Below are 8,566 nucleotides of genomic sequence, written 5' to 3'. Positions count from 1 at the left end.
TTTGTGGAACAGGCATCTTGCCTGTTGAATTTGTGGAACAGGCATCTTGCCTGTGCTTGTTTGTGGAACAGGCATCTTGCCTGTGCTTGTTTGTGGAACAGGCATCTTGCCTGTGCTTGTTTCTGGAACAGGCATCTTGCCTGTTTTAGCATCAACTCTCGATCGCCAAGAAAAGGTAAACTATAAACAGCAAACATAACATTCAAACAATTATGATTTTTCCAGGTTCGGCAGTTCGAGTTAAAGATAAGGGTGAGATTTACTACGCATTTCAAGGACAAGTCCAGCGAGTTACCGACGGGAAAGTCGCGGTACTGTTTGAAGGCGGGAATTGGGACAAGCTGATTACGTTCCGCCTGTCGCAGTTGGAACTTGTCGATGCTACGGCTGGTCGCGCGAAATAGTCAGCGGTCATTAGTCATTGTTAATGGGTAATTTGTAATTGCTAAAGTACCCAATACCAGGCTACTAACTCATGACCCTTGAAAACTAGCACAAAACCAATGACGAATGACTAATGACTGATGACGAATGACTAATGACTAATCACTAAAACTATGCGTTTACCTTTACCCCAATTTGCTACAAAAGAGCGCCATCCCGATCGCATTGCTGAGGTTATCGAGACGGCAACTTCGGAGTTTTTGGCTCAATGTTTGGAACCGTTCGACTTAAGCTTTCCCGTGATGCCGCCTTTTGGGAGTTGGGTGAAGGCCGAGGATGAAGAGTCAAAAAATCAAATTTACGGCGTGGTTTATTACGCTACGACTAGCCCGATCGACTCGGTGCACAGAGCTCGCGCTTTGGGTTTGTCCCTCGAAGAGTTGCGGGAAGAACAACCGCAGATTTTTGCGATGCTAAAAACCGAGTTTCGAGTGGCGATTGTGGGGTTTGAGGCTGCGCCGGAAAGGTTGAACGGTCACGGCCCATCGAGGGGTAAAATTTATCAGTATTTGCCGCCGCGCCCGCCGCAAATTCACCAGGCGGTTTATCGCTGCGAACCGGATGAGGTGATTGATTTTACGGTGCAGTTGGATTTTTTGAGGACGCTGCTGGGGGTGACTAATGCGCCGGTGGAGGCGCTGACGGCGGCGGCGATTCGGGAGATTTATCAGTTGCGGATGCGCGATCGATCTTGGTTGGTGGAAGCGGGGAGGAGTTTGAGTGTTTTGTTGAAGGATGATTATGACAGGTTGAGGGTGATTTTGAGTCAGATTCATCCGTAGGGGACATTGGACAGTTTTCCGATCTGGAAAGAGGACTGTTAATCTAATTAGTCCTCTTGATTCATCGCACTTATTCTCCTACTTTTTCTTGCACTCGCCGATATTTACCATCTAAACGTTCCTGTCGCTGACGGCGATTATCAGCTTCTAACATTGCCAGCACTTCATCTAACTTTAAATTGACAACATCAAGCTGCTGGCAAACTTTACGTATCCCAGCAACATTTCGCTGTCTTGTCTCTAAATCGGGTATTCTGGGCTGTTGAGTCATGGCAGATTCCAACTCCTTTTAATTTCTCGAATACTTGCTTCAGAGCCATCGGCTGCTGCTTCTGTCTCTGCGATCGTCCTATACAGAAACTCTAGCACATCGGCTGTTGCTGCTGGTTGAGATTCTGCTACCTGTTGCAAGATTCTGTGCAAACGGTTGTAGGGAATTCTCAGACGTTCCTTAACATTATCAATTGCTTCTAGCTCAGGCATTGTTTCCTCTGTTTCGCCAAATTGCTGTAAGAGGGAATATTCGGCTGCTGTTGCTGTGTCCAGAAGTGCGACTAACCGCTGTTGCAATCCCAAAATAGTGCTGATAGTTGGGTCGGGTAATTTTGCCATAAATTTGAATTTGGAGGATGACAAATTATCAGTATATTAGCACTTGGTACGGTCTAGAAACAGGTAATTTAGAGAATTGGCAAAGGAAGAAACGATCGCACTTAATTCAAAATGCGATCGCCCCATTCAGTTTTGCAGAACACTGCGTCTGATGTAAAAGAGCATTTTTGCCCAATTTAATCTAAAGAAACATAGCGAATCAAACTCCGCATGAGCTTGCCGATAGTCGGGGCAGGTAAAATCTGCGACCATTCTTGAACTGCTGCAAAGCGACGCAAGTAGAGTGCGCTAACAATTTTATCGATTCCCTTCTGGGAACCAATCACTAGGATCAGCACAGGTTCCCGGTCTGGTTCAGCAGGCACAGGATTTGGCTGCGATGTCGGCGATGTCGGGATTTCGTTGATATCTGTGGAAACAAAAAGCTGTGTTTGAGTCATTGCGGTCGATCTCCTCGATCTAATAGGTGCTAATTGTCAACCGATCGCAGTGTAGCGCATTAGATGACAATCAGCAACGTTTACAGGAGCATGACTCTCTGACACAATCGGGAGCATGGGAAGAGCAGGAAAAGCCCTCAAAAAAATATTAGAGGCATACGATATCAGTCAATATCAATTGGCGGCAAAGATGGAAATCGATCGCTCAAACGTTAGCCGTTGGGTGAGTGAAGAACGAGATCCATCCGCTGAGGCGGTATTTGCGATTAAGCAAGCGTTGCAGACATTCAATCGGGAGGCGGCTGATGAATTCGTCAGGTTGTACCTGGGAAATGGCGAGGAAAACGGTTAGGTTCTCAGGTGTGGACAGCGCCCCACCGATCGCCCTTGCTGCATTCAAGGGCGATCGCGCATTAGTTTGCAATAATTTATTTAAAGCGAGGAAGATTATATGTGGGTAGAGCTAACAGCGCTAAATCAAGTTCCCGAATGGGGTGTGTTGAAGGTAAAAGTTGACGAAACTTCAGTGATTTTGAATCGTCAAGGCATGAATGTCACTTGTTACCGCAATGCTTGCACTCATTTAGAATATCCGATCGACATGGGTAAGGTAAATAACGGTATCATTACCTGTCCGTTTCACAAATATCAGTACAAGTTAGATACGGGTAAATGTTTGAATGCACTAGGCGATGCCCTGGAATCTTATCCGGTAAAGATTGAGGGCGATCGCGTTTTTGTAGAAATAGATTAGTCATTAATCTTAGGAGCGCGAATTAAATAACTTACAATTTTAATTGTTATTGTGGGATGGGCGTCCCGCCCGTCCTTTTTGGACGGGCGGGACGCCCATCCCACAATCTTGTGGAAGTTATTTAATTCTCATTCCTTAGCTAAGTCCGACAGGGGTTGAAACCCCTGTCTCATAGCTAAAGTCGTCTAAAGACGACTGTAGATTAATATTTGATATCAAGTCCGGGTTAAATACCCCCTCACTCTCTTAGTCTGCGGAGGCAGACTTTGTTTGACAAGGAGCGGTTTCAACCGCCGAACCATCTTTCAACCTACCATTTTCGCCCGCCGCTGGCGGAGGAAAACCGCCAAAAGCCCGATCGCACCTACCGTCAACAGTAGCCATTCTTCCGGTTCAGGAACCCCCGAAACATTCAGAGGATTATTCGGCTTACTCAACTGTTCCTTACCGGATTCTACCTCTCTGTCAAATCGATCGCTCTTAGCTTCCGCTGCTTTTAGCTGCTCCCTTTGCGCGTCATTAACTAACACAATCATCGAAGAATAAGGAGTCACCACTTTGAAATTTTTAGCTACTGCGTGCATCGCATCCAGTTGCGTCAGTTGATTTGAACTTTTCTGCTTGCTAAGTGCAGTTATCAACTGCCGCGCAGCTATCGGTTTAAAGCCTTCATTTCCGGCATTTTTCGGCTCTGCAACTGCCGCCGATTTTGCGGTTTTTTTCGACTGCGGGATTTTGGCATAACTCCAAGCATAGCCGTCAACAACGCTAACTGTAGATTCGCCCGAAGCTGCTGTTGTTGCTACTCGCTGCATCGCCTCTTTCATATCCGTAGCAACTCCACCACCGCTATCTTGAATAGCCTTTAAAGTAGCGTCGTCGTAGCCGGGGGGCAAACCTCCCAAATGCACTGTCCATAGGGGTGCAGAGATGGAAAGTTTAGGTTTGCGATCGTCTGACAATTCGTAGCTGTGGCGATCGCTCACCAAAAATACAGTATCGTAACTTTTATCGCCCCGCAACTGTGCAAACTGTTGCAGCATATCTTTGAGCTGGATCGTACCATAAAATGTCACCTTTGTCGCATCGAAATTGCGTACATCTTCCACAAACTTAGGTGGCATTCCCGCAGCGCTGGCGACATACAAATCAACAGTATTTTTGCCTGCTTCATTAGCTTTCAACCATTCAAAAGTCTCTTTTACTTCCTTACTTTCCGCCGCCATGCTGCGGGAAGTATCGAGAATAACTGCAAATTTCTTGCCTTGGGGTAACGAGTAATTTGCATCAGCCAACGGCTTAGCCGAAATGATATTTCCTCCCGGTAGAAGCGCCTGCTGCGCGGTTAGCGCTTGCTGTGCGACTGCGGGCAAAAAGGGTGGCAGCCAAGTTTCTCTTGCTTCTTTACCGCTGTATTTTACATCTTTCCCGGCGATCGTGCGGCGAGTATTTTGGTTCCAAAAAATGTTGCGTTTTTCAGCCAAAACAGGCATAGCCCAACCCTGCGGCTGGCGCATAACTTTGTAAGTAAGCCACAGGTGCATTTCCGTTGGCCCTTCTGTTTGGATAAATTCTCGTTTAGCCGGGATTGGAAAAGCCCGCAAGCGGTATTGTTTGGGGCCAATTTGTTCTAGCAAAGCCGGATCGACTCTTTCTACTACCTGTTGGTTGTAGACTTGCTGGGCGGCACCTCTAGGCGATACCGTAAATACAAAACGTTTGTTTAAATCCCCAGTATCTCCCAGCCAAACTCCTGTAACTGCGGCGCTTTCCGGCAGGGAAAAGTAGTAGAATACTTCTTGCAAGTTCGGCGTTTGATTTTTGTAAACTTCGTAGAGTTGAACGTCAGCCCAGTCGCCGTTTTCTTTGACTGTCACTTCTTGCGACTGCAACCACACTTTTTCCTCACTGACATTCAGCAAACCAGCTTTAGCTTCTTCCTGGTTTGAGGTTGACTGTACCGCGTGTTTTACTGCTTCGGTGTCGCCTTTTTGCAGTTCCGTATCGAAGAATTCGCCGTAGAGTTTTTCAGCTTTTTCTACATCAGCACTAGAGCCTTGATACAAAAACGGCGACATTAAAAAATTATAGCTGTTCTGCAAAGTTTTAGCCGCTCCGTCAGGCAAATTCAAACTATTTTTGTACATCTCATAAATGTGGTTGTTTTCTCCCACAGTGCTCAGGTAGCGGTAAGGCGACAAATAAGCGTTAACTAAGCCAGAGCGAATCATATCAGACTTGGCTAATAAAGTTTGGCGGCTGCTGTCGTTTGCGGGGGGAGTCGCCAGCATTTTCAGCGCTGCAACTTGTGGCTGCTGCTGCAAAGCCGAGAAAATAGCCAGCCAAGCTGCTATGACTCCCAAACTTCCGATTAGCGCTTTATTTTTCCCGTATTGTGCAGCAAAACTCTGCCATATTTTCCGCCCGGAATGAATGTAGAGAAAGCCGTACAGCGAAGGCATGACAACGAACAAGCTACAGGTTAAACCAAACAATATAAACGATAGGGGTAGCCAAATTAAAGCCCATGCCCAGGCCCCGTATCTAAACATATCCCAAAATGCTGATACCCATGTAAACTTGAAAAATTCAATGACTACAGTGAAGAATCCATAAAGTGTATACAATGCCACAGGTACAGCGTAATAAATCAGCAACGTTGCCGCCCAAATGCCAACTACTACCATTAAACTGTGACATCCTAATTGCAGCCACGCACTTCGCTTTTCTCCGATTAACCTGAAAAAACGAGGCTGTTTATTATGGGAATTCTGGGAATCGAAAATATTTTGAACATTTTCTCTTTTACCCAGATATCCGTACAGCATTTCCACTGAAAATGCTGCAATGCACAAAGCAATAGTAGCGATGATTTGAGAACTAGCTGGGGTGAGTTCTCGCAGCAGGAACAAGCGGAGCAAACACAGCAAAAATAGCGGTGCTTCTACGCCGTAAAACCAACGCATTAGCTGTAGGGGTTGCTTGCCGAAACGCCCAGCTCCTATTACAGTACATACAGTGGGTACTGCGATCGTAGCTGCCATCGTCAAAGAAAACTCTAGCGGGATAGTGCCCTCGATTGTCGCCATAATTAATGGCACTCCTATAATCGGCAAAATTCCCAAGTAAACAATCGATAAAAAAGTCAAATTCCACAGCCAAAAAATTGTTTTAAAAACTCCATCAAACACCTGTTTAATTTTCATTTATTTCTCCTTGTAAGCTTTGTTTAACGGTATCGTAGACGTTACTCGCAAACTCTTTTACTTCCTGATTCTCGGCTTGTAGCGAACTGTCAAATAAAATGGAAACTAGCACCCAATTGTGGTTTTTGTGGGTGAGGTCGCTGCCGATACGGGACATGAAGTTATCTGTAGTTAGCTGTGCAGATTGCAGCCAGTATGCTGCTGATAATTGGTTGTTTTTGAGAGACAGCCAGCGCGCTGTTACTGAAGGAGTTAGTTGTTTTTTTTCTATGCCATTGACGGGAATTCCGCTTGCTACAAAACACAATTCGGGGGCGTGATAAGTTTGCCAGGATGTGCTCGCTACTGTGAGCATGGAACCGCGCAAGTTGCCGGCGACAAATCTGATTTTTTGTGTTTGCGTGTCTGGATAGTTGCCAAAGAATTTTTGTTCGCTAGGATTCAGGGGAATCGACTCTGATTTAATGTATTCAGGCAATCTTAAAGGTGCGATCGCCATTTTTGCCGTTTCTACGTGAGACAGTTGAGCCATTACTGCCAAAACTGCGACTGCTGCAATTATTCCTGGTTTGGCTAAAGGGTGATTTTGCAGAATTTCTGAGTTGGGTTTGGCAGAAATACCGCTGGTTTTTTCTGGCTGAAATTTCGGTACTCGTTGCAGCATTAACCACGTCACAAAACAAGCACATACTAAACCGACTATTCCCAGAGGAACGTGCATAATTTGTGCTATGTTGGGCTGTTTAAACACTTCTGAAACCAGGACTAACACGGCAACCCGCGCAGTGTTAGCACATACCAACATTAAGAGATTAGCCGCGCCGACTGCTAGCCATCTTAAGCTCAATTTACGCCCTTCCAGCCAGGTAGCAGCTAGCAAAAAGAGCGTTCCCACTAAGAGGGTTTTAATGCCGCTACAAGGCACGTCCACGTGAGCGATGCCGTTTTCCAAAACGATAATATCGTAAGAAGAAATCGCCCCAACGTGCAGCATTGAGAGCAACTGTTCTACTACCTGAGCAGTAAGCACTCGCGCCGGCAAACCTAATCCGCTATTAAACTGACTGTTGAATGGTAAAATACAAGCCAGCAAGCCCGCAACTGGCAAGTTTTTTCGCCAAAAGTTCTGCTCTACCAATAAGCCGCACAGCCCGTAAGTTCCGAGGATAAATAGCAGGACAGTAAGTTGTTTGATATCAATTATGTACTGAAGGGCGATCGAGCAAATACCCGCACCCAACATCAATAGCAGCGGATCTCGCCTCAAAACGAAATGGGGCGAAAATCCGGGCGGGCGATCCGAGTTCCCAATCGATCGCACTCCTAATGCTACAATCAGAAAGCCAATTACTATCTTGTACAGTGTGGGTATCTCAACAAACGAGGATAACAGCCACTTAACAGCCGAGATATTGGCCCAAAACCAAGCAAGCGCCAGCAAAAAAGGAGCCAGCCAAACCAAATAAACAGCAGGATGAGGAGTAACAGAATCTGGAATTGCAGAATCAGTGATATTGGTGCGCTGCATGATACCGCTTGACATTCACGTTGGTGACATCTTAGCTCAGTCAAATTGGTAATGTCCAGACCGATTATTTAAGTTTTGTCAAGCTTCAATTTTCTCTACAGAGAAGCTAGCGTTATAATAATTATTTTTAGCGGAGGTAAAAATGAGCGAAAAAAGCCCAGGATACAAAATTGTTAGCGATAACCGACAAGCGCGCCATCTCTATGAAATTATAGAGACATACCAAGTGGGAATCGAGTTGAAGGGAACTGAAGTCAAATCTATTCGGGAAGGAAAAGCAAATTTGCGGGACGGGTATGGCTTAGTTCGGAACGGGGAACTGTGGCTGATCAACGTTCACATTTCGCCTTGGAGAAGTGCTAGCAACTATTTTAATCATGAACCCCGCCGCACACGTAAATTGCTGATGCACAAGCAGGAAATTCGCAAATTAATTGGCAAAGTGGAAGAAAAAGGGTTGACTTTAGTGCCGTTAAAAATGTATTTGAAAGGCGGCTGGGTAAAACTGGATATCGGTTTGGGTAAAGGGAAGAAACTGTACGACAAGCGCGAAGATTTGAAGAAACGCGAAGACAAGCGGGATATGGAAAGAGCGATGAAGCAATTTTAGTCATTAGTCATTAGTCATTAGTCAGTAGTCATTAGTCAGTAGTCATTAGTCAGTAGTCATTAGTCATTAGTCAACAATTCCCCAGTCAACAGTCAACAATTCCCCTGCCATCAGTCATTAGTCCTTAGTCATTAGACATCTCCGAAAAATCAACTAAAATCTTTGCTACTCGAAGGTTGAAAGTTAATTT

11 protein-coding genes are annotated in these 8,566 nt (G+C 45.5%); 6 read left to right on the top strand and 5 right to left on the bottom strand.

Annotated elements, in window-relative coordinates; translation table 11 throughout:
- The first annotated feature begins 212 nt into the window (after positions 1 to 212).
- Positions 213 to 404 carry an NAD(P)H dehydrogenase subunit NdhS gene (locus QT992_RS04335; protein WP_293145052.1) on the top strand — a complete coding sequence of 64 codons (192 nt, stop codon included), beginning with the start codon at positions 213 to 215 and terminating at the stop codon, positions 402 to 404.
- A gap of 153 nt (positions 405 to 557) precedes the next feature.
- The gene (locus QT992_RS04330) at positions 558 to 1,226 is read left to right on the top strand and encodes an HAS-barrel domain-containing protein (RefSeq protein ID WP_333274188.1); all 669 of its coding nucleotides are present in this window, start codon (positions 558 to 560) and stop codon (positions 1,224 to 1,226) included.
- Positions 1,227 to 1,296: 70 nt separating this feature from the next.
- Here the strand turns inward: QT992_RS04330 and QT992_RS04325 are convergent, their stop codons facing one another.
- Both QT992_RS04325 and QT992_RS04320 read right to left on the bottom strand, forming a co-directional pair.
- Positions 1,297 to 1,497, bottom strand: coding sequence for a hypothetical protein (locus QT992_RS04325; protein ID WP_333322587.1), 201 nt, complete (start codon positions 1,495 to 1,497; stop codon positions 1,297 to 1,299).
- Entirely contained in the window at positions 1,494 to 1,838 is a 345-nt protein-coding gene (locus tag QT992_RS04320) for a hypothetical protein (protein ID WP_333322588.1), read from the bottom strand. Before QT992_RS04320 ends, QT992_RS04325 begins: the two co-directional genes overlap by 4 nt.
- A gap of 17 nt (positions 1,839 to 1,855) precedes the next feature.
- Between QT992_RS04320 and QT992_RS04315 the strand changes: the two genes are divergently transcribed.
- A complete protein-coding gene (locus QT992_RS04315) occupies positions 1,856 to 1,990 on the top strand; it encodes a hypothetical protein (RefSeq protein WP_333322589.1) in 135 nt (44 codons plus the stop codon).
- Between the two features lie 24 nt (positions 1,991 to 2,014).
- Here QT992_RS04315 and QT992_RS04310 read toward each other — a convergent pair whose 3' ends face one another.
- Complete coding sequence (locus tag QT992_RS04310; protein ID WP_333223995.1) at positions 2,015 to 2,278, bottom strand: peptide ABC transporter substrate-binding protein; 264 nt, start codon at positions 2,276 to 2,278, stop codon at positions 2,015 to 2,017.
- Positions 2,279 to 2,393: 115 nt separating this feature from the next.
- Here QT992_RS04310 and QT992_RS04305 point away from each other — a divergent pair, with 115 nt between their 5' ends.
- Complete coding sequence (locus tag QT992_RS04305) at positions 2,394 to 2,630, top strand: helix-turn-helix domain-containing protein (protein WP_015175931.1); 237 nt, start codon at positions 2,394 to 2,396, stop codon at positions 2,628 to 2,630.
- A gap of 99 nt (positions 2,631 to 2,729) precedes the next feature.
- Complete coding sequence (locus QT992_RS04300; RefSeq protein WP_333322591.1) at positions 2,730 to 3,032, top strand: Rieske (2Fe-2S) protein; 303 nt, start codon at positions 2,730 to 2,732, stop codon at positions 3,030 to 3,032.
- Positions 3,033 to 3,337: 305 nt separating this feature from the next.
- On the opposite strand, the gene QT992_RS04295 is transcribed toward QT992_RS04300, so the two are convergent.
- Together QT992_RS04295 and xrtO are read right to left on the bottom strand one after the other, a co-directional pair.
- On the bottom strand, positions 3,338 to 6,238 hold the full coding sequence (locus tag QT992_RS04295; RefSeq protein WP_333335875.1) for a TIGR02921 family PEP-CTERM protein: 2,901 nt from the start codon (positions 6,236 to 6,238) through the stop codon (positions 3,338 to 3,340).
- Positions 6,228 to 7,781, bottom strand: a complete 1,554-nt coding sequence (xrtO, locus tag QT992_RS04290) for an exosortase O (protein WP_333335878.1) — start codon at positions 7,779 to 7,781, stop codon at positions 6,228 to 6,230. Before xrtO ends, QT992_RS04295 begins: the two co-directional genes overlap by 11 nt.
- Positions 7,782 to 7,908: 127 nt before the next feature.
- Between xrtO and smpB the strand changes: the two genes are divergently transcribed.
- A complete protein-coding gene (smpB, locus tag QT992_RS04285; protein WP_006631384.1) occupies positions 7,909 to 8,376 on the top strand; it encodes an SsrA-binding protein SmpB in 468 nt (155 codons plus the stop codon).
- The last annotated feature ends 190 nt before the right edge of the window (positions 8,377 to 8,566 follow it).

This window comes from Microcoleus sp. T3_D1 (genome assembly GCF_036700405.1).
Lineage (GTDB): Bacteria > Cyanobacteriota > Cyanobacteriia > Cyanobacteriales > Microcoleaceae > Microcoleus.
This window is presented reverse-complemented; position numbering and strand designations above follow the sequence as displayed.

What these genes read in the sequence shown, in the direction of transcription:
- QT992_RS04330 (WP_333274188.1), top strand. Translation starts at nt 558, where the DNA reads ATGCGTTTACCTTTACCCCAATTTGCTACAAAAGAGCGCCATCCCGAT.
- QT992_RS04335 (WP_293145052.1), top strand. Translation starts at nt 213, where the DNA reads ATGATTTTTCCAGGTTCGGCAGTTCGAGTTAAAGATAAGGGTGAGATT.
- QT992_RS04325 (WP_333322587.1), bottom strand. Translation starts at nt 1,497, where the DNA reads ATGACTCAACAGCCCAGAATACCCGATTTAGAGACAAGACAGCGAAAT.
- QT992_RS04300 (WP_333322591.1), top strand. Translation starts at nt 2,730, where the DNA reads ATGTGGGTAGAGCTAACAGCGCTAAATCAAGTTCCCGAATGGGGTGTG.
- xrtO (WP_333335878.1), bottom strand. Translation starts at nt 7,781, where the DNA reads ATGTCAAGCGGTATCATGCAGCGCACCAATATCACTGATTCTGCAATT.
- QT992_RS04310 (WP_333223995.1), bottom strand. Translation starts at nt 2,278, where the DNA reads ATGACTCAAACACAGCTTTTTGTTTCCACAGATATCAACGAAATCCCG.
- smpB (WP_006631384.1), top strand. Translation starts at nt 7,909, where the DNA reads ATGAGCGAAAAAAGCCCAGGATACAAAATTGTTAGCGATAACCGACAA.
- QT992_RS04305 (WP_015175931.1), top strand. Translation starts at nt 2,394, where the DNA reads ATGGGAAGAGCAGGAAAAGCCCTCAAAAAAATATTAGAGGCATACGAT.
- QT992_RS04320 (WP_333322588.1), bottom strand. Translation starts at nt 1,838, where the DNA reads ATGGCAAAATTACCCGACCCAACTATCAGCACTATTTTGGGATTGCAA.
- QT992_RS04295 (WP_333335875.1), bottom strand. Translation starts at nt 6,238, where the DNA reads ATGAAAATTAAACAGGTGTTTGATGGAGTTTTTAAAACAATTTTTTGG.
- QT992_RS04315 (WP_333322589.1), top strand. Translation starts at nt 1,856, where the DNA reads ATGACAAATTATCAGTATATTAGCACTTGGTACGGTCTAGAAACAGGT.